A 19,679-nucleotide genomic window follows, 5' to 3' on the forward strand; every position below is an offset into this window, starting at 1 on the left:
GCTGAATCTGCTCGAGCTCGCCGCGGACATCGCAGCCGGGCGCGAGGAGGCCGCCGGTGCGGCGATCACCGGTGACGATCTCGACGAGGTCCTGCGCGAGGGCCTGCGACGCTTCGACAAGGGCGGAGACTATTTCTACGACCAGATGTCGGCCCTGCACAAGAGCGTGCGCGGCACCGATCCGGACGCCACGCTCTACTGGCTGTCGCGCATGCTCGAGGCCGGCTGCGACCCGCGCTACGTCGCGCGGCGCATCACCCGCATGGCCAGCGAGGACATCGGCAACGCCGACCCGCGCGCGCTGCGGATCGCGCTCGACGCCTGGGACACCTACGAGCGCCTGGGCACGCCGGAAGGCGAGCTGGCGATCGCCCAGGCGGCGACGTACATGGCCTGCGCGCCCAAGTCCAACGCGGTCTATGCCGGCTTCAACGCCGCCTGGCGCGACGCCCGCGAGCACGGCTCGCTGGAGGTGCCGATGCACATCCGCAACGCGCCGACGAAGCTCATGAAGGATCTCGGCTACGCCGAGGGCTATCGCTACGCCCACAACGAGGGCGACGGGTATGCCGCGGGCGAGACCTATCTGCCCGAGGCGCTGGTCGGGACCCGCTACTACGAGCCGGTCCCGCGCGGGCTGGAGATCAAGATCGGCGACAAGCTCACCCGGCTGCGCGAGCGTGACGCCCAGGGCGAGCGGCGCGCTACCCGCAGCCATCCCGAGGCCTCGCGCGACGGCTGAACGCCGGCGGCGCCGGATCGCGGCCGCTTGTGATCAGACCGGCAGCCGGCCCCGAGGGATCGGAAACGCCGGAGCGGGTCGGCGCGTCGTGACGTAGCTCGGCGGGCGTTCGGCCTCGGAGCGGTGCGTATCCGGGCCTCGAGGCGGCACGCAGAGTAATCGTTCCCCGGTCTCAGCCGTAGGCGGCGATCAGCCGGTCGGTGACGACGGTCAGATCGTCGCCGACAAGGGTCGGCGGCGTTCCGGCGTTGTTGTAGACCGCGCCCTCGCGGGCCACGAAGGCGCCGTCGAACCCCGCTCGCAGGGCGCCGGTGACGTCCCAGTCGTGGGCGGCCACCAGACACAGCGATGCCGGCGCGCAGGCCAGCGTCTCGGTGGCCACGCCGTAGGCGTCCGGGTGCGGCTTGTAGCAGCGCGCGTGGGCCACCGAGCGCACGTGGTCGAAGTGTTCGCTCAGCCCGGCGTGTTCGAACTGGGCATCGACCGTGTGCTGGGCCGAATTGGTCAGCGCCATGAGGGTGAAGCCGGCGGCACGCAGCCGTTCCAGTGCGGGCACCACGTCGGGATGGGGCGGCAGCCGGCCGATGGCGGTGAAGATCGCCTCGCGCGCGTCGGCGTCGAGGTCGATGCGCCGGGCCCGGGCCACGGCGTCCAGGCAGTCGCCGGCGAGCGCGGAGAAGTCCATGAAGTCGCCGGTGAGGGTGGTCACCGTCGACCAGTGCAGCAGGCTGGCGAACCAGGTGCGGCGCAGGCCCGCGTCGCCGAGATGGCGGGCGAACAGCGTGTCGAGGGGCGCGAGGTCGAGCAGGGTTTCGTTGACGTCGAATACGAGATGACGGGTCGGCATGGCCAGCAGTCCAGCGGGGCGTATACGCGCAGCGTATCGCCTCGGCGAGTGCCGCGGCCAGCCTTCCGTCGCCCCAACGAAAACGGCCCGCACGAGGCGGGCCGTCGTCGTGCCGGCGATGCCGGCTATGCCGCGTCGATCAGAACGCGTACTTGGCCGAGGCCTGCACGCGGTTGATCGCGCCGTCGGCGCCGCTTTCGACCTCACGCTCGGCGTAGGCGTACTCGATGCCCAGCGTGATCGGCTCCAGCGGATTCCAGAGCAGGTTGGCGTGGACGCTGTTGACCTTTTTGGTCACGTCCGGGCCCTGGGCCTCGTCGTTGTCCACGTCGAGGATGCCGGCGACCAGGTTGGAGCGCCACTTCGGGCTCCAGTAATGGCGCAGGAAGGCGTAGCCGCCCACATAGGGGATGGTCTCGATGTCGCCGCTGCTGTCGACGTAACCCTCGTCGATCACGCCCAGGCCGAGGTAGCGGCCGAGGCCGTCGCCATAGGTGCCCGAGAAGCCGATCTTGTCGCCGCTGCCGCCGAGGTTGATGGTGCCGGACAGGCGCACGCCGTAGCCGACGGCGCTGTCGTCTTCGATGACGGGGTTGGTGTTCTCGAGGTTGTCGGCCGAGATCTGGTGCACCAGGCCGCCCAGGCTCAAGTGGCCGAAGCCGGTCGACTGGGTGTAGTTGACCGTGGCCTCGGGCAGGCCGCTTTCGTCCTCGGCCCCGTCGAGCGCGACGTCTTCACCGGCGCCGAGCGAGTTGTAGGGGTTCTCCAGCGAGAACGACAGCTCGCCCGGTGTCCAGTCGTGGTTGGTGTAGCGGACCTGCGGCTGGCGCGCGTAGACGATGCCTTCGTTGGAGGCGAAGAAGTCCAGCGTCTCCGGGAAGGCGCCGAGATCCATGAAGTTGGACCAGGTCTGACCGAACAGCCACGTGTCGTCGACCTCCACGAACGCGTGACGCAGGCGCGGCGCGAAGTCGTTGCTCAGCCCGTCGCTGCCGTCGGTGCCGTAGAAGTCGAACTCGACGAAGCCCTTGATCTTGTGGTCGCCGAGGTCCGTGAGGCTGGTCAGGTTGATGCGCGTCTGGCGGGCGTTGAAGTCGGTGTAGCTGTAGCTGTCACCGCTGCCGACCGGAATCGTCGACGGGATATAGAAATTCCGCCCCTTCTCGCCGACCGGGCCGTCGCTGGAGGTGCTGTAGACCGTGTCGAACTTGACGTAGCCGCCGACCTTGAGCGTGGTGTTGTCCGACAGGCGGAAGCCTTCGTCCGGCTGATCGACCTTGGACGACTTGTCCATGTCCGGTTCGGCGCTGCGTACGTTGGTGTCCGCCTGCTGCTGCGCCCGCGTTTCCTGCAGCATCTGTTCCAGACGCTGAATGCGCTGTTCGAGTTCTGCGTTGGTGGCGGCGTTCGCCGAGCCGATGCCGGCGCCGGTCGCGATGACCAGGCCCAGCGTCAGCGCCGAGGCGCCCTTGAGTGACGTATTCATTGAATCTCCCCTTTGCTGTGTTGCGCACAATCGCGGTCTGTCCCCGGGCCGTGACGAGAGGCCGAAGCGGCGCCCGGCGACCCTTTTCGTTGCGGAACAGAGTTCCGAATCTAAACTGTATACCGTTGACTGTCTAGTCTCGACGTCATCGCGGCGGCCGTCGTCTTTTGTTGGCGATTGCAATGAGATATTTCGGCAGGCCGGGCCGATTGCCAGCGCTTTGGGCGCAGCTGCATGGCTTTCCCGTCGGCTGTTGCCCGCGCGCTGCGGTAATCCGGATTTCGGAAAAAACAACGTTTCGACCCTGTCCCATGCCCCTGTGCCGGACGAAAAGATGAGGTTTGCCGAACGCGCTCGGGCGCTGGCCTTTTCGCCTTGTGGTGGGCATCCTGTGCGGGCGTTCCGACAGCGACTATTGGCAATAGGTCTGATATCGGTTCGTCGTATATGATTCCAGCTCGCGAAGTGGGGCAGAGCCTATGGCAGCCGAAACACAGGCGCAGCGCATGACGGTCCTGATCGCCGACGATCATCCGTTGTTCCGGACCGCGCTCAGCAACGCCGTGAACCAGTGTCTGGACGCGCCCGACCTGCAGACCGTCGGCTCGTTCGACGAGCTTCGCGCCGCCCTCGAGGCGCATGCCACCGCGGATCTGCTGCTGCTGGACCTGAACATGCCGGGGGCTCGGGGGTATTCGGCCCTGGTGCACGCCCGCAGCGTGGCGCCGGCGCTGCCGGTGATCGTGGTCTCCGCCTACGAGGAGGCGAGCGTGGCGCGGGCGTCGCTGGACCACGGCGCGGCGGGCTTCATTCCCAAGTCGGCCTCGCCGGAGACGATGACCGAAGCCATCGCCACGGTGCTCGACGGCCGCAGCTGGGCGCCGGACATGCCGGACGCGCCCGAGAACAGCGACGACGCCTTCACCGACAAGCTGGCACTGCTGACGCCGCAGCAGCAGCGGGTACTGATCATGCTCACCGATGGGCTGCTCAACAAGCAGATCGCGATCGACCTCGATATCTCCGAGGCCACGGTCAAGGCCCACATCACCGCGATTCTGCGCAAGCTCGGCGTGCATACGCGCACCCAGGCGGTCATCGCCGCGCGCAGTCTCGAGATCGACTGGGCCAGCTACGGCCGCGGTTCGCAGGGCGCTGCCGGCGACTGACGCCGGCTTCTCACCGCCGGTTTCGGCGGATATTGCGATTACGCGCCGACTCGGAAGGAAGCGTGTTGCGGTGTGGTGCAGGCCTTGAAACCGCCGCTGCGCGTGCCAGGTCAGCCGTCGGCGACGCCCGCAGGTTTTCCTTGTCACGGCGACGGCTTTGCGCTCGATAGCCATGACTCGCGCTTTCTGCGATCGCGGGGCGCCTTGGCTTCGCGGTAGAAGCCGCGGTCATGGCGAGGCCGTGCCACGGCCGGGTTGGTTCCATTTTTCGCGCACCGCCGCCACCCGTGATGCCGGGCCGCATCCGGCCGCGAGACTACAGCGGCTGTCGTTCCTCCCGGCGCGGTCTCGGTGCCGGTGTGCAGCCCATGCCGACGTGTCGGCGCCGATCCGGTGCGGCTCGGTCTGTCTGCACGAGCGGTCACGCTGAATCACAGCGCCAGCCGTGCCCTGGAGCCCGATCGTCCGGGTGGGGTCGTCGCGAAAGAATGGCGGACAAGCCAAAGCCGCGGTCCGTACAGACGGCCCACGTGGACGCCCACCCAAGTGCCGAGGCTCAGCCGAGCGCTCCAAAAGCGATGGTGCGGCGGGTGGTAGACGAAGGGCTCGGTTTCCGCGCGGCGATGCGCGAATTTGCGTGGATGCAACGGTGGCGCGTCACGGGGTGGCCCGGTATCGGTAGGCGGATTCGGTCGATGGGGCGAATCGCTCGCATCGGCCGCACCGGTGCGGCCGGTCGACCATGTTCCACGCGGCGTGCGGCGCCGGGCGAGCTGTCGCGGTACCGCGAGGCGGCGTCACGGCTCGTCCGCGCCGCCGCGCGTCGCCTGGCTGAGTGCAGCCCGCAGCTTGGCCGGCGCCAGCGGTTTGTAAAGTACGGTCACGCCGAGCTCGCGCGCCCGGGCCGCGATCGCGCGGTCGCGGTTGGCGGTGACCAGCAGACAGGGCACGTCGCGGATCGCGCGCAGCCGTTCGGCCAGTTCCAGCCCGTTCGGGGCCTCCGGGCCGAGATCGTAGTCGAGTATCGCGGCGTCCATGGGCTCGTCGCCGAGCACGGCGGCCGCGTCCTCGGCGGGCGCGGTGATGCATTCGATGCGCCAGCGTTCGAGCAGCCCCGTCATGGCGTCCAGCGACGCCTGGTCGTCGTCCACGCACAGGACCTGGCGCGCGCCGAGTGCGGCGTCGGGCGCCGGCGCCTCGAACGGTGTCGGCGCCCCGGCGTTGTCGCGCGGCGTCGCGCGGGCGACGTGGATACAGAACCGCGTGCCGCGGCCGACCGATGAGCGTACATCGATCGTATGGCCGAGCAGGCGCGCCATGCGGTCGGCCAGCGACAGGCCGAGCCCCAGGCCACGCTCGCCCGAGGCCGTGCTCGAGGCGCCGCGCTGGAACTCGTCGAAGATCGAGGCCAGCTGGTCGTTGGCGATGCCCGGCCCTGTGTCCCAGACCTCGATCCGCACGGTTTCGGCTTCACGGCGCACGCCGATCAGCACGCGGCCCTCGGGGGTGTAGCGCACGGCGTTGGACAGAAAGTTCTGCAGGATGCGCCGCAGCAGGGTGGGGTCGCTGTGGACCCAGCAGCCCGACGGCACGCTGCGCAGCGCGAGGCCGGCCTGACGGGCCAGCGCGTCGAACTCCAAGGTCAGCGGCTCCAGAATGCGTGCGAGCGGGAAGTCGGTCTCGTTCGTCTCCCAGGCGCCGGCGTCGAACTTGGAGATATCGAGCAGGGGCTCGAGCAGGGCCTGGGCCGATTCGAGCGAGGCCTGGATATGCGTGAGTGCCTGGGCGCGGTCGGTGCCGCCGTCCTCGACGGCAGAGGCCGCGAACAGCCGTGCGGCGTTCAACGGCTGGAGCAGGTCATGGCTGGCAGCCGCCAGAAAGCGCGTCTTGCTCTGGTTGGCGCGCTCGGCCTCGCGGCGGGCGTCCACGGCCGCGCGCTGGGCGGCGGCGCGCTGATCGTTCTCCCGGCGCAGTCCCTCGTTGGCGCGTGACAGTGCGGCCGTGCGCTCGGCCACGCGCGCTTCGAGTTCCTCGTTGGCCCGGGTGAGCGCGGCCTCGGTCTTCTTGAACGCCGTGATGTCGTTGAAGGTGGTCACGAAGCCGCCGCCCGGCATCGGATTGCCGGTCATCTGCAGGACGGTGCCGTTGTGCCGATGGCGCTCGAAGCGGTGCGGCCGGCCTTCGCGCATGTGAGCCAGGCGCTTGCGCACATGTTCCTCGACCGGGCCGGGGCCGCATTCGCCCCGCATGGCGTTGAAGCGGATCAGGTCGGCCACCGGGCGCCCGGTGCGCACGAGCCCCGGCGGATACTCGAACAGCTCCAGATAGCGGCTGTTCCAGGCGACCAGCCGCAGATCCTGGTCGATCACCGAAATGCCCTGATCGATGTTCTCGAGCGCGGCCTGGAGCACGCTGCGGTTGAACTGGACGGCGTCGGCCGTGCGATCCAGCAGCCGTACCATGTCGTCGATGGCCAGATCGCGCTGGCGCAGTCCGGAGGCCAGCATCAGCCGTGCCGAGGCGCTGCCCACGACACCGGCCAGGCGCCGCTCGGCGAACTGCAGCAGGCTCGCGTCCACGAGCTGGTTGGACAACAGATCGCGATCGTGGCGACCTGCGTATTCGTCCAGCGCGGCGCGCGCCGCCTGCGGGCCGAGAAAGCGCTGGAGCAGCACTTCCAGCTCCGCCACGCGGATCGCCGGCTGGCGGTCGTCGACCGGCCGGGGGTTGGCGCGCGGGATACCCAGATCGACGAAGGCGATCGCCTGGGCGCGCTCGATGAGGGTGGTCGGCGTGTTGAGCGACACCGCGGCCATGACCGCGATGTCGGCCGCCAGGATCCAGAACACGCCGTGGGTGAGAGTGTCGCCGAAGTCGTAGCCGAACAGCGCCTGCGGCGTCAGCCAGCTGATCCCCAGCGGCCCGGTCGCCATCCAGGCGCTGTCGAACCAGCCGACCGAGGCGAGGTTGGGCAGCACGAGCGTGTAGAGCCAGACCGCGAGCCCGGCCACAAGCCCGGCGAACACGCCCTTGCGGCCGATCCGGCGCAGATACAGTCCGCCGATCAGCGGCGGCAGGAACAGTACCACCCCGGCGAACGAGAGCAGGCCGATGGAGGCCAGCGCCTCGGTGGTGCCGAAAAGCCGGTAGCAGCACCAGGCCAGCACCAGGATCACGGCGATCAGGATGCGCCGTATGCGCAGCAGCGAGCGGCTCAGGTCCGGGTTGCCGATGAAGCCCAGCCGCGGGATGCGCATCGCCAGCGGCACCACGACCTCGTTGCAGAGCATGGTCGCCAGGGTCACCGTGGCCATGATGACCATGCTGGTGCCGGCCGAGACGCCGCCCACGTAGCCGAGCAGCGCGATGCTCTCGGCGCCCGCTTCCAGTGGCAGCGCGAGCACGAACCGATCCGGATTGACCTCGCCCGGCGAGAACAGCACCAGTCCGGCGGCGGCCAGCGGCACCACGAACAGCGACATCAGGAACAGATACAGCGGGAACAGCCAGCGCGCGGTGACCAGGTCGCGGGTGTCGGTATTCTCGACCACCCCGACGTGGAACTGGCGCGGCAGACAGAATATCGCGGCGACCGCGAGGATCGAGGTGGTCACGAAGCGCGCGTCGATCAGCGGCTGTTCGAACAGGTTGCTGAAAGCGGGGACGGCCCCGGCCTGGCGGAACAGATCGTCCAGGCCGTTGAACATGCCGTAGACCACGAACAGCCCCACGGCGAGAAACGCCACCAGCTTGACGATGGATTCGAAGGCGATGGCGTGGATCAGCCCCTGATGGGACTCCCGCGGATTGACGTGGCGGGTGCCGAACACGATCGAGAACGCGGCCATGAGGATCGCCACGTACAGCCCGGTGTCCACCCAGGGCGCATCCGGGGCCTCGACCACGGTGGACACGCGCGCGCCCTGGGTGAGCGTGTTGAACGACATCGTCAGCGCCTTGAGCTGCAGCGCGATGTAGGGCAGCACGACCAGCAGGGCGATGGCCGAGATGAGCGCGGCCAGACCCTGCGACTTGCCGTAGCGCGCGGCGATGAAATCGGCGATCGAGGTCGTGTTCTGCTGGCGCGAGATCAGCAGCATCTTGCGCAGGATCGGCGAGAACACGAGCAGGGCGGCCATCGGCCCCAGATAGATGGGCAGATACGTCCAGCCCTCGGTCGCCGCGCTGCCGACGTTGCCGAAGAACGTCCACGAGGTGCAGTAGACGGCCAGTGACAGCGCATACACGACCGGCCGCGGGCCCGGCCGCTTCTGCAGCCGCCCGCGTCGATCCGCGGCATAGGCGATGGCGAACAGGATGCTGATGTAGATCAGCGAAAGCGCGATCAGGACCCAGGCGCTGACGATGGCGATTCTCCCCCGCGGCCAATCGGCCGCCTCGCGTGTGAATGGATGCCCGTCGCGATGACGGCCGGTCCGCCCCCATGATGCCGCGCGAATGCGCGAGTGGCGACGTTATCGGCGATTCCCGGCTGCGACGCAATGATCGGTTGTGCTTTGGTTGCAGCTGTCCTTCGTCGGACATCAAGCCGTCCGACGCGGAGGTGATTGCCGCCTTGGGGGTGTTGGGCTGTCGGTGAGTGAAGGACAGGTAGGCGCGCGACAGTTTCGACCGCGTGGGTCGTCGCGGATGCGTTGGCCTGCCCCACCGCCCAGGGCTCCGGCGGGCCGAGCCGTCCGCCGCGCCAAGCGGGTTCGGGTCGTTGCGGGACCCGCTGCACCCCGGCAGCCCGGCGGTTGCTTGGAACCGACGCCCTATCACGTGCACGGGTTGAAGATGGCCGGTGCCCAGGGTTCATCGATCCCGCTCGACCGATTACCAACTTAGTCGCTGCCCTTGGTCATTGTTCAGGTCGTCGGCTCAATTCCGGGCGGGATCGGCCAACCATCGTCACACGTTGTCGTGCCGCACGCCGAGGCGCCATCAGGGCTCGCGGCGGTGGCGGGCGCCCACGGTAGTCCCGGCCGGTGCGCGCCGGGTTGAGATCGTGCGCGCGGGCGTGGCGTGCGTTCCGGATGACCGCGAGCAGCGGTGCGCCGGCCGGCCGCGGTGGGGCCAGGGCAATAGGCCAACGACGCTTGGCGCACAAGTGTTGTCCGGCACCACCGAGGAACAGGCCTGACGGCCGCCAGCAACCTTGATTCGCCGAAATGCACAGGCGGAGACAGCGCCGGCGGCCCGCACCGCACGGTCGATGGCTACTACCTACATCTAATATACCTTTTTCCAATACTTCGGCTCCCCGGTGTGTTGCAGGGTGTATTGACGGTCAGAAGCGCCTCCGCACGTTCGAGGCGTATATCCGGCCACGAAAGAGGGGGGATGCGAGATGCACTGGTCGGTTTGTTGCCGGCAACGCATGCGACATCGGGCCGTCCGAAGCCCGGGTCGCTGGCGCCGCGTACCGGCCCGTCCGCCGGCGTTGGCATCGAGTGCACTCGACGACTTGCTCTCTCTTTCCTTGGTTCGATGCGTTCGCGTGTTCGAACCGATTTGCCATGCACGAGGAGGAGAAGCGTTATGTCCAATAAAAACGACGATTCGAGAATGAGCAGTGGCCACGAGACCGACGCCGCCCTGAGCCGGCGGTCGTTCATGAAAAGCAGCGCGGGTGTGGTCGGGGGGCTGATGGTCCCGTCGATCTTCAGCCTCGCGTACGCGGCCGACGGGGATCATCCCGCCGTGGGCAATTATCCGGCCGGAGTACAGGGCGATACCGTGTTCGTCGGTATCTCCGTGCCGTTGACCGGACCGTACTCGACCGAGGGTGCCGACGAGCAGCGGGGCTATGAACTGGCCATCGCGCAGCTCAACGCGGGGGATTCGCGGATCAAGAAGATCTCGCCGAATACCAAGCAGGGTGTGCTCGGCAAGAAGGTCGTCCACGAGGTCGCCGACAACGAAACCGATCCGAACACGGCCGTTCAGGCCAACACACGCTGGATCCGCGACAAGAAGGCGATGATGATCACCGGCTCCGTGAGCAGTGCGGTGGCCATTGCCTGCGAAAAACTCGCCCAGCGCGAGAAGACGCCGTATCTGGCCTGCATCAGCGGCTCCAACGATACGACCGGCAAGGATTGCCAGCGCTACGGTTTCCGCAGCTGCCCCTTCGCCTATAATTCGGCCAAGGCACAGGCGCCGATCCTGGCGGACGCCCTGGGCAAGGATCGCAAGGCCGTGTATCTCGTGCCCGACTACACTTACGGGCATACGGTTTACGACTCCATGACCGAGTTCACCGAGGCCCTGGGTTGGAAGACCGTCGGCAAGCAGCTGGCGCCGCTCGGTACCTCCGATTTCAGCTCCTACCTGCTGAATATCGCGAACAGCGATGCCGACGTCATGGTCAACATCGCCTTCGGCGCGGACGCCGCCAACTCGACCAAGCAGGCCAAGCAGTTCGGCATCCTCGACAAGATGGCCTATGTGGTGCCCTACATGTCGCCGTTCCTGGCCGACGAAGTGGGCGCCGACATCATGCAGGACGTCTACGGCGTGCAGGACTTCTGGTGGACGATGGCCGACGACAATCAGATCGCAAAGGACTTTGTCGACGCCTTCGAGGAGAAATACGGGGACAAGCCGCGCTGGTCGGCCGCTGCCGCCTACATGCAGACCGCCCTCTGGGCCGATGCGGTCGAACGGGCCGGCACCTGGTACCCGCCGGCCGTCGTCAAGGCCTACGAGGACGAGAGCGTGACGCGCGACACGATCTACGGCGAGGCCCACTGGCGTGCCTGCGATCACCAGCTCGTACGCCCGATCCCCGTGGTCAAGGGCAAGAAGCCGGCGGACATGCGCAATAAGGACGACTTCTTCGAGGTCGTGGGCATGTCGGGGGCCGAGGAGGTCATGCCGGCCTGTGATCACTTCGGCTGCGAGCTGGGCCCGTATACCTGAGGGACGGGCTGTCACCGGGTCGGCCGACGCGCGGGGTGCGGCGGCCGGCCGCCTGACATCGGTGTACGTGTCGCGCTGACCCGTATCCGCGGGCACACAGTGCGCCGGCATGGTCATGGCCGGTTCACTGGCGGGCCTGGGACGGTGCCGTACACGTCGCCGATGCATTGAACCGCAGGGGAGCTTGTTCATGCCCAGTCCATCGCTATTCTTCGCGCAACTGTTCAATGGCCTCGCGCTCGGCTCGCTGCTGGCGCTGGTCAGTGCCGGGCTAACCATCATTCTGGGCACGCTCGGCGTGCTGAACTTCGCCCACGGCGCGATGTTCATGGTGGCGGCCTATGTGGCCTGGTGGACGATGGTCGCCACCCAGTCTTACGTGCTTGCCGCGCTAGCGGCCTGTGCCGTGCTCGTGGTGCTCGGCATGATCATTGAGCGCGGCATCATCCAGTTCTACTACAGCCGGCCGCCAGAGGATCAGATCCTGGTGACCTTCGGTATTGGTGTCGTGCTCGTCGAGGTCATCCGCGTCATCTTCGGCGGCATCTCCCACAGCATGCCGGTACCCGACTGGGGTTCGGGCATCGTCAACATGGGTTTTCTGATCTATCCGAAGTACCGCGTGCTCGCGCTCGGCATCATCGCGGTGGCGCTGCTCGCGCTCTATCTCGTGCTCTACCGCACCCGGCTGGGACTGATCGTGCGGGCCGGCATCGAGGACCAGCGCATGGTCGGGCTGCTGGGCATCAACGTGAAGCGCACGTTCCTGGCGGTGTTTGCCCTGGGGTCGCTCGCGGTCGGGTTTGCCGGTGCGGTCTATGCGCCGATCATCGCGGTCAACCCCGAAATGGGCGAACAACTGCTGGTGCAGTCGTTCGTGGTCGTGGTCATCGGCGGGCTCGGCTCTTTTCCGGGGGCCGTGATCGGCGGCCTGATCGCAGGTGAGATCCTCACGCTGACGACCATGTTCAATCCGGCCTATTCGCACGTGATGCTCTATCTGGCCATGGCGGTGGTGCTCGTACTGCGACCGCAGGGTCTGTTCGGCGTGGAGGGTCGGGAATGACGGGAATGACCAGGGATACCGCTGCGCTGCGCTGGCCGTGGCTGCCGGAACTCGTCACTGCGGCCGCGCTCATTGTTGCCCCGTGGATACTGCCGCACCTCGGCTTCAATGCCGACATCGCTGCCCGAATCCTGATCTGGGGGCTGTTCGGCCTCGGTTTCGATCTGCTGTTCGGTTTCACCGGCCTGCTCTCCTTCGGTCAGGCGGCTTTCTACGGCACCGGCGGTTTCGTGACCGCCTATCTCTCGACCACCGGGGTCATCGACAACGTCATTCTCTGTCTCATCGTCGGCACGCTGGCGGCCATGGTCTACGGCGTGATCATCGGCCTGTTCGCGCTTCGGCGCACCGGGCTGTATTTCGCGATGCTGACCCTGGCGTTTGGCGAGATGTCGTTCTTTCTTGAGAATTCGCCGCTGTCGGAATGGACGGGCGGAGAGAACGGTATCGCCGGGGTGCCGGTGCCGTCGATTCATCTCGGTTTTCTCGAGTACGAGTTCAGCAGCGGCTGGCCGCTCTACGGCTTCATCGCCGCCCTGTTCTGGATCGGCTTCGTGCTCGCGCGTCGGATCAGTCGCTCGCCGTTCGGAATGATCCTGGTGTCGATCCGAGAGAACACCGGCCGCGCGATGGCGCTGGGCCACGCAGTGCAGCGCTACAAGCTCGCCGTGTTCACGATCGCGGCCGCCTATGGTGGTCTCGCGGGCGGCCTTCTCGGTGTGCTGCAGAACTACATGCCCCCCGGTGCCTTTGCGCTGCAGACCTCGGGGCAGCTGGTGATGCAGACGGTGATCGGCGGTGCCGGCACGCTGTTCGGGCCGCTGGTCGGCGCGACCGTGTGGCTCTGGCTGCGTACGGTACTGCAGTACATCCCCGATATCGGCGCGGCCTGGAAGCTCATACTGGGCATCATCTTCATCCTGCTCGTGACGTTCTTCCGCCGCGGTCTGTGTGGTGAATTGATCCACTGGGTTCGTCATCGCCGCGCGGCCACGACCGAGGCGGCCGCGGACGGCCATGCGGTCGAGCGACAGGTCCCGGAAACCGCGCCCGCGCCCGAGCGTGAGTCGTCCGGCCCGGTCACACTGGAGCGGGGGCGCGTCCCGCAGATCGAGCCCGCCGACGGCACGCCGGCACTCGAAGCGCGGGGTCTGACCAAGCATTACGGCGGCGTGCACGCGGTCACCGATGTCAGCCTGTCGATCGGCGTTGGCGAGCTGCGCGGACTGATCGGGCCCAACGGTGCCGGCAAGAGCACGTTGTTCAAGATGCTCGCCGGCGAGATCACGCCCACGGCCGGCGACGTCTTCCTGCACGGCCAGAACGTATCCGGGGTGGGGCCGACCGGCATCTGTCAGCACGGTCTCAGCAAGAGCTATCAGATCAATCAGCTGTTCGACAGCCTGACAGTGCGCCAGAACATGCTGATTCCGATTCTCGGCCGGAACCGCGGACCGTTCGCACTCGACATGCTCCGCAGCCTGGGCGGAGTCGAGCGGCTGGACGAACAGGTGGACAGGACGCTGGACCTGGTTGGGTTGAGTGCCCGGGCCGACGCGCCGACGAGCGTGCTCGCCTACGGCGAGAAACGGCGGCTGGAGATCGGCCTCGCGCTGGCCACCTCACCGACCGTGCTGCTGCTCGATGAGCCGCTCGCGGGGATGAGCCCGGCCGAACGCGCCGACACGGTGGCGCTGCTCAAACGGGTCCGGCGCGGACGCACGATGGTGGTCGTCGAGCACGATATGGACGCCGTATTCGAACTCGCGGAGTACATCAGCGTACTCAACGAGGGCGAACTGCTGGCGGAAGGCACACCCGAGCAGATCCAGAACGACGATCGGGTTCAGAACGCGTATCTCGGAGGCATGAGCGAAGATGAGTCTGCTTGAGGTCCAGGGCATCAACAGCCACTACGGGGATTCCCATATCCTGTTCGATGTCGACATGCGAGTTGAGGCCAACGAGGTGGTAGCACTGCTCGGCCGCAACGGCGCCGGCAAGAGCACGACGCTCAAGTCGCTGATGGGCGTGGTCACGCCGACGCGCGGGCAGGTGCGCTTCGATGGTCAGGACGTGGCCGGCAGGCCGCCGTTCGAGATCGCCCGGCGTGGCATGCAGCTCGTGCCCGAGGAGCGGCGCATCATCGGCACTCTCTCGGTTCACGAGAATCTGAAGCTGGCGGCCCTGAGTGCCGGGCGCGACGCCTGGAGTTTCGAGCGCGTCTACGAGTTCTTCCCGCGGTTGCAGGAACGTCGACGCAGCCGCGGCAAGGATCTGTCCGGCGGCGAGCAGCAGATGCTGGCGATCGGACGGGCGCTCATCCGCAACGCCAAGCTGATCCTGCTCGACGAGCCGTTCGAGGGCCTCGCCCCGATCATCGTCCGGGATCTGATGGCCTCGTGCCAGCAGCTGGCCCGCGAGGGGCAGACGTTCCTGGTGGTCGAACAGAACGTGGCGGCAGCACTCCGGCTGGCCGATCGCTGTTATCTCATCGAGAACGGGCACATGGTCTACGAGGGCAGTGCCGAGGCGCTTCGCGATTCGCCCGAGGTCATGGACCGCTACCTCGGCGTGTGATGGTCGAATCGGCCGTCGGTCGGTCGGGCGCGATCCGTCGCGCTGTCTCCGGGTACTGTCGTGGCGTGCGCCGGTGCGAAGTGCGCCCGTGTGCGGCACGCTGACGGCGCCGCCGGCTGCAGGCGACCGATGCGGCCCATATAATGCCGCGCAAATCCCAAGTTCTCGACGTTATGCTCGATCCCCGCCTGCTTCGCAATGACCCGCACGCCGTGGCCACGGCGCTGGCGCGGCGTGGTTTCGAGTTCGACGCCGACGCCTACGCCGCGCTCGACGCGCGCCGCAAGGCGCTGCAGACGCGCACCGAGGAACTCCAGGCCGAACGCAATCGCCGCTCCAAGGCGATCGGCCAGGCCAAGGCCGCGGGCGAGGATATCGAGCCGCTCAAGGCCGAGGTCAGCGGCCTGGGCGATCAGCTCGAGGCGGCCAAGCGCGAGCTCGACGCGGTCCAGGCCGAACAGGACGAGATCCGTAGTGGGCTGCCGAACCTGCCGCACGACGGAGTGCCCGACGGCCTGTCCGAGGACGACAACGTCGAGCTGCGCCGCGTCGGCGAGCCGGCCGGGTTCGACTTCGAGGTGCGCGATCACGTGGAGATCGGCGAGGCGCTGGCCGGCATGGATGCCGCCGCCGCCGCGAAGATCACCGGCGCGCGCTTCACCGTGATGAAGGGCGGCGTGGCGCGTCTGCACCGGGCGCTGATCGCCTTCATGCTGGAGACGCATACGGCTGCCGGCTACACCGAGCTCAACGTGCCCTACATCGTCAACGCCGACTCGCTGTTCGGTACCGGCCAGCTGCCGAAGTTCGGCGACGATCTGTTCCGCCTGGCCGAGCCGGCCGACTACTATCTGATCCCGACCGCCGAGGTGCCGGTGACCAATCTGGTGGCGGACAGCATCGTGGAGGCGGAGGCGCTGCCGCTGCGGTTCGTCACGCATTCGCCGTGCTTCCGGGCCGAGGCCGGTGCGGCCGGCCGCGACGTGCGCGGCATGATCCGTCAGCATCAGTTCGAGAAGGTCGAGCTGGTGCGGATGGTGCACCCGGACGATTCCGAAGCCGCCCTCGAGGCGATCACCGCCAGCGCCGAGTCCATCCTGCAGGCGCTGGAACTGCCGTATCGCGTGGTGGCGCTGGCGGCCGGCGACATGGGCTTCGCCGCCGGGCGAACCTACGATCTGGAGGTCTGGCTGCCCAGCCAGGGGACCTATCGCGAGATCTCGTCCTGCAGCAATTTCGGCGATTTCCAGGCCCGGCGCATGGGCGCGCGCTATCGCGATCCGGAAACCGGCAAGCCGCGGCTGCTGCATACGCTCAACGGCTCCGGCCTGGCGATCGGCCGTGCGCTGGTCGCGGTGCTGGAGAACCACCAGCAGGCCGACGGCAGCGTGGCGATCCCGGCGGCCCTGCAGCCGTTCATGGGCGGCACCACGCGCCTGGCACCGGCCGGGCAGGCGGCGGCCGCTCAGTAGCGCGGCAGCGAATCCCGGATCTCTCGGATCAGCGCCTCGTACTCGGCGCCCGGAAACGTCTCCAGCACCCGGTCCAGGCGTTCGCCGGTCAGATGCGGGGCGAACATGCCGATGAAACGCCGCATGTAGCCGCGCAGGAACAGGTTGTGCCGGAAGCCGATGTGGGTCGTGCTGGAGGCGAACAGATGGCTGGCGTCCAGGCGCACGAGGTCGGTGTCGGTGGCCGGATCGTAGGCCATGTTGGCGATCACGCCCACGCCCAGCCCGAGGCGGACATAGGTCTTGATGACGTCCGCGTCCACGGCGGTGAGCACCACGTTGGGCGTCAGTCCCTTTGCGTCGAAGGCCGCATCCAGATGCGAGCGGCCGGTGAAGCCGAAGGTGTAGGTCACGATCGGCTGCTCGGCCAGCGCCTCGAGTTCGATGCGCTCGACGCCGGCCAGCTCGTGATCGCGCGGGACCAGCACACAGCGGTTCCAGTGATAGCAGGGCAGCATGACCAGCTCGTCGAAGTGTTCCAGCGCCTCGGTGGCGATGGCGAAGTCCGCGTCGCCCGCCGCGGCCCAGGCCGCGATCTGCGGCGGAGCACCCTGGTTGATGTGCAGCGAGACCCGCGGATAAGCCTGCCGGAAGCGCTGGATGACGCCGGGCAGGGCGTAGCGGGCCTGGGTGTGGGTGGTGGCCACGCACAGGGAGCCGCGATCGGTATCCGCGAATTCGTCAGCCGTGCGGGTGATGTTCTCCACTTCGGAGAGCACCCGTCGCGCGGTCTCGAGAATGCGCGCGCCGGCGGGGGTGACGCGGTCCAGATGCTTGCCGTTGCGCTCGAAGATGAGCACGCCGAGCTCCTCCTCGAGCAGTCGGATCTGCTTGCTCACCCCGGGCTGGGAGGTATGCAGGGCCTGGGCCGCGGCGGTGATGTTGAGCTGGCGCTTGGCGACCTCGCTGATGTAGACGAGCTGGCGTAGCTTCATGGCGGGCCTTCCCTCCGGCATGGATTTTATATTCCAACATATTATTAAACTATAAAAAGATATTTCTATCTGCTTTGATCGGCCGCTGCTAGTCTGCGCGCCTGTTTTCCATCGTTTCTGGACTGTGATGCTCGCGTTCAGCGCGGCCGGCCTGTTCGTCGGTCTGGCGGTTGGTGTGACCGGCGTCGGCGGCGGTTCGCTGATGACGCCGCTGCTGATCCTGCTGTTCGGCTTCTCGCCGTCGGCGGCGGTCGGCACGGATCTGCTTTATGCCGCCGGCACCAAGGGCTTTGGCACCTGGCTGCACGGCCGTCAGCAGACGGTCGACTGGCGCGTGGTCGGCCTGATGGCCAGCGGCAGTCTGCCGGCGGCGGTGCTCACGATTCTGTGGCTGCATCTGGTCGGTCTCGAGCCGTGGGTGGAGGAGCTGATGACGGTCACGCTCTGCCTCGCGATCATCACCACGGCCGTGCTCACCCTCCTGCGGCGGCATATCCTCCGGTATCTCACCCGCGACGGCGCGCTCGAGGAGTCCGGTCTGCCGGCGTCGATGCACCGCTGGCGCGAGCCGGTCACGGTCGTCGGTGGCGTGGTGCTCGGCGTGCTGGTCACGCTGTCCTCGGTCGGCGCCGGCGTGCTCGGCACCACGCTGCTGCTGTTGCTGTATCCGCGCCTGGCCGCGATCCGGGTGGTGGGCACGGACATCGCCCATGCCGTGCCGTTGACGCTGGTCGCCGGTATCGGGCACCTGAGTCTGGGCACGACCGATCTGCCGGTCCTGGCGTTCCTGCTGTTGGGCTCGTTACCGGGTATCTATCTCGGGACGCGGCTGGGCTCGCGCTTGCCCGACGGGCTGCTGCGGCCGATCATATCGGTCCTGCTGCTGGTGGTCGCCGTTAGCATGCTCTTCGACAGCGTGCGTACGCTCACGGCCGCCGGCTGAACCCGTTCGCCCGAGTCGCGCCGCATCTTGTCCGATGATCCGCTGAGTCTGCCGATATTCCTCCGCCTGTTCGGCCACCCGGTGCTGGTGGCCGGGGCGGGGCGTATCGCCGCCCGCCGCATCGAGCGCCTGCTCGGTGCCGGCGCCCGGGTCACCGTGATCGCGCCGGAGGCGACCCCGGCGATCCGGGCGCTGGCCGAGGCGCGGCGTCTCGACTGGCAGGCCCGCGAAGCCCGTGCCGACGACGTGGCCGGCTACCGGCTGCTGTTTGCGACCACCGACGATCCGGACGTCAACGCCGCGCTCGCCGATGCCGCGCGGGCGGCCGGGGTGTGGGTGCAGCGGGCGGACGCGGCCGGTGAATCGGATTTTCTGGTGCCCGCGACCGTGACCCGCGACACGCTGCAGGTGGCGATCTCCAGCGATGGCCGCGCGCCGACGCTGACGCGCATTCTCGGTGCGCGACTGGAGAGCTGGCTGCCGCGCGCCTATGGTGATCTGGCCGCTCTCGCCGGCGAGTTTCGCGAAGCCGTGCGGACGCGGCTCCCAAGAGCCCGGCGTGGCCCGTTCTGGACGCGTGTGCTCGACGGCCCCATCGCCGAGACCGTGCTGGCCGGCAGAACGGACCAGGCGCGTGTCGAGCTGGCGCGCGCCATCGACGCGGCCGCGGCCGGCGAGGCGACGCCCGCGACCGGCGAGGTCTATCTCGTGGGCGCCGGCCCGGGCGATCCGGATCTGCTGACCTTTCGTGCCCTGCGTCTGATGCAGCGGGCCGACGTGGTCCTGCACGACAGCCTCATCCAGCCGGCGCTGCTCGATCTGGTCAACCGCGAGGCGGAGCGGATTCACGTGGGCAAGCGCGCGGCCCGACACACATTGGCCCAGGAGCGGATCAACGAACTCATGGTGCGGCTGGCGCGCGACGGGCACCGGGTGCTCCGCCTCAAGGGCGGCGACCCGTTCGTCTTCGGCCGCGGCGGCGAGGAGATCGCCGAGCTGGCCGCAGCCGGGGTGCCGTTCCAGATCGTGCCCGGCGTGACCGCCGCCAACGGCTGCGCGGCCTATGCGGGCATCCCGCTGACCCACCGCGATTACGCCCAGTCGGTGGTATTCGTCACCGGCCACCTCAAGGCGGGCGCGCTCGATCTGTCCTGGCCCGAACTGGCGCGCGCCGGCCAGACGGTGGTGTTCTTCATGGGCCTGAAGAGTCTGCCGGTCATCTGCGAGGCGCTGATGACCCACGGACTGGCCGCCGACTGGCCCGCGGCTCTGGTTATCGACGGCACCACCGCGCATCAGCGCCTGATCGCGGGCACGCTCGACGACCTGCCGGCGCGGGCTGCGGCCGAGACCATCACCGGACCCACGCTGCTGATCGTCGGCGAGGTCGTGCGTCTGAACGCGACGCTGGGCTGGTTTCATCCCGACGGCGAACCCGGGGCATGACGTGAAAAGGCCCGGCATCGCGCACGATGC

The 19,679-nt window shown here is 67.9% G+C and carries 13 protein-coding genes; 9 read left to right on the top strand and 4 right to left on the bottom strand.

All coding sequences use genetic code 11. The features are described 5' to 3' along the window. Nucleotides 1–742: AAA family ATPase (locus tag SAOR_RS08405; RefSeq protein WP_484336707.1), on the top strand; the 742-nt coding region annotated here is incomplete at its 5' end. A gap of 172 nt (nt 743–914) precedes the next feature. Here SAOR_RS08405 and SAOR_RS08410 read toward each other — a convergent pair. Both SAOR_RS08410 and SAOR_RS08415 read right to left on the bottom strand, forming a co-directional pair. After that, nucleotides 915–1,589, bottom strand: coding sequence for a haloacid dehalogenase type II (locus SAOR_RS08410; protein WP_123631031.1), 675 nt, complete (start codon nt 1,587–1,589; stop codon nt 915–917). Between the two features lie 139 nt (nt 1,590–1,728). Next, nucleotides 1,729–3,075, bottom strand: coding sequence for a DcaP family trimeric outer membrane transporter (locus SAOR_RS08415; RefSeq protein WP_123631032.1), 1,347 nt, complete (start codon nt 3,073–3,075; stop codon nt 1,729–1,731). Between the two features lie 479 nt (nt 3,076–3,554). On the opposite strand from SAOR_RS08415, the gene SAOR_RS08420 reads away from it, so the two are divergent. Beyond that, on the top strand, nt 3,555–4,244 hold the full coding sequence (locus tag SAOR_RS08420; RefSeq protein ID WP_342782577.1) for a response regulator: 690 nt from the start codon (nt 3,555–3,557) through the stop codon (nt 4,242–4,244). Between the two features lie 797 nt (nt 4,245–5,041). Here the strand turns inward: SAOR_RS08420 and SAOR_RS08425 are convergent. Further along, nucleotides 5,042–8,491, bottom strand: a complete 3,450-nt coding sequence (locus tag SAOR_RS08425; RefSeq protein WP_123631033.1) for a PAS domain-containing hybrid sensor histidine kinase/response regulator — start codon at nt 8,489–8,491, stop codon at nt 5,042–5,044. A gap of 1,321 nt (nt 8,492–9,812) precedes the next feature. Between SAOR_RS08425 and SAOR_RS08430 the strand changes: the two genes are divergently transcribed. The 5 genes from SAOR_RS08430 (at nt 9,813) to serS (ending at nt 16,286) form a co-directional block, all read left to right on the top strand. Next, nucleotides 9,813–11,168 carry a substrate-binding protein gene (locus SAOR_RS08430; protein WP_123631082.1) on the top strand — a complete coding sequence of 452 codons (1,356 nt, stop codon included), beginning with the start codon at nt 9,813–9,815 and terminating at the stop codon, nt 11,166–11,168. A 190-nt stretch (nt 11,169–11,358) separates the two neighbouring features. Next, entirely contained in the window at nt 11,359–12,234 is an 876-nt protein-coding gene (locus SAOR_RS08435; RefSeq protein WP_123631034.1) for a branched-chain amino acid ABC transporter permease, read from the top strand. Nucleotides 12,235–12,239: 5 nt separating this feature from the next. Then, nucleotides 12,240–14,126 (top strand): branched-chain amino acid ABC transporter ATP-binding protein/permease, encoded by a 1,887-nt coding sequence (locus SAOR_RS08440; RefSeq protein WP_123631035.1) that lies wholly within the window; start codon nt 12,240–12,242, stop codon nt 14,124–14,126. After that, on the top strand, nt 14,113–14,814 hold the full coding sequence (locus tag SAOR_RS08445) for an ABC transporter ATP-binding protein (protein ID WP_123631036.1): 702 nt from the start codon (nt 14,113–14,115) through the stop codon (nt 14,812–14,814). The genes SAOR_RS08440 and SAOR_RS08445 overlap by 14 nt, the downstream gene beginning before the upstream one ends. A 173-nt stretch (nt 14,815–14,987) precedes the next feature. Beyond that, on the top strand, nt 14,988–16,286 hold the full coding sequence (gene serS / locus SAOR_RS08450) for a serine--tRNA ligase (RefSeq protein ID WP_123631037.1): 1,299 nt from the start codon (nt 14,988–14,990) through the stop codon (nt 16,284–16,286). On the opposite strand, the gene cysB is transcribed toward serS, so the two are convergent. After that, nucleotides 16,280–17,260: an HTH-type transcriptional regulator CysB gene (cysB, locus tag SAOR_RS08455; RefSeq protein ID WP_123631038.1), complete on the bottom strand. Its 981-nt coding sequence runs from the start codon at nt 17,258–17,260 to the stop codon at nt 16,280–16,282. The two genes, serS and cysB, sit on opposite strands and share 7 nt — an antisense overlap. 127 nt (nt 17,261–17,387) lie before the next feature. On the opposite strand from cysB, the gene SAOR_RS08460 reads away from it, so the two are divergent. Both SAOR_RS08460 and cysG read left to right on the top strand, forming a co-directional pair. Continuing rightward, a complete protein-coding gene (locus SAOR_RS08460; protein WP_123631083.1) occupies nt 17,388–18,203 on the top strand; it encodes a sulfite exporter TauE/SafE family protein in 816 nt (271 codons plus the stop codon). A 27-nt stretch (nt 18,204–18,230) separates the two neighbouring features. Continuing rightward, nucleotides 18,231–19,649, top strand: a complete 1,419-nt coding sequence (gene cysG / locus SAOR_RS08465; protein WP_245965428.1) for a siroheme synthase CysG — start codon at nt 18,231–18,233, stop codon at nt 19,647–19,649. The last annotated feature ends 30 nt before the right edge of the window (nt 19,650–19,679 follow it).

The organism is Salinisphaera orenii subsp. orenii MK-B5 (genome assembly GCF_003788635.1).
GTDB lineage: Bacteria > Pseudomonadota > Gammaproteobacteria > Nevskiales > Salinisphaeraceae > Salinisphaera > Salinisphaera orenii.

Excerpts from the sequence above, each read along its gene's own strand:
- serS (WP_123631037.1), top strand. The coding sequence starts at position 14,988 with ATGCTCGATCCCCGCCTGCTTCGCAATGACCCGCACGCCGTGGCCACG.
- SAOR_RS08440 (WP_123631035.1), top strand. The coding sequence starts at position 12,240 with ATGACCAGGGATACCGCTGCGCTGCGCTGGCCGTGGCTGCCGGAACTC.
- SAOR_RS08430 (WP_123631082.1), top strand. The coding sequence starts at position 9,813 with ATGAGCAGTGGCCACGAGACCGACGCCGCCCTGAGCCGGCGGTCGTTC.
- SAOR_RS08460 (WP_123631083.1), top strand. The coding sequence starts at position 17,388 with ATGCTCGCGTTCAGCGCGGCCGGCCTGTTCGTCGGTCTGGCGGTTGGT.
- SAOR_RS08435 (WP_123631034.1), top strand. The coding sequence starts at position 11,359 with ATGCCCAGTCCATCGCTATTCTTCGCGCAACTGTTCAATGGCCTCGCG.
- cysB (WP_123631038.1), bottom strand. The coding sequence starts at position 17,260 with ATGAAGCTACGCCAGCTCGTCTACATCAGCGAGGTCGCCAAGCGCCAG.
- SAOR_RS08415 (WP_123631032.1), bottom strand. The coding sequence starts at position 3,075 with ATGAATACGTCACTCAAGGGCGCCTCGGCGCTGACGCTGGGCCTGGTC.
- SAOR_RS08445 (WP_123631036.1), top strand. The coding sequence starts at position 14,113 with ATGAGTCTGCTTGAGGTCCAGGGCATCAACAGCCACTACGGGGATTCC.
- SAOR_RS08410 (WP_123631031.1), bottom strand. The coding sequence starts at position 1,589 with ATGCCGACCCGTCATCTCGTATTCGACGTCAACGAAACCCTGCTCGAC.
- SAOR_RS08420 (WP_342782577.1), top strand. The coding sequence starts at position 3,555 with ATGGCAGCCGAAACACAGGCGCAGCGCATGACGGTCCTGATCGCCGAC.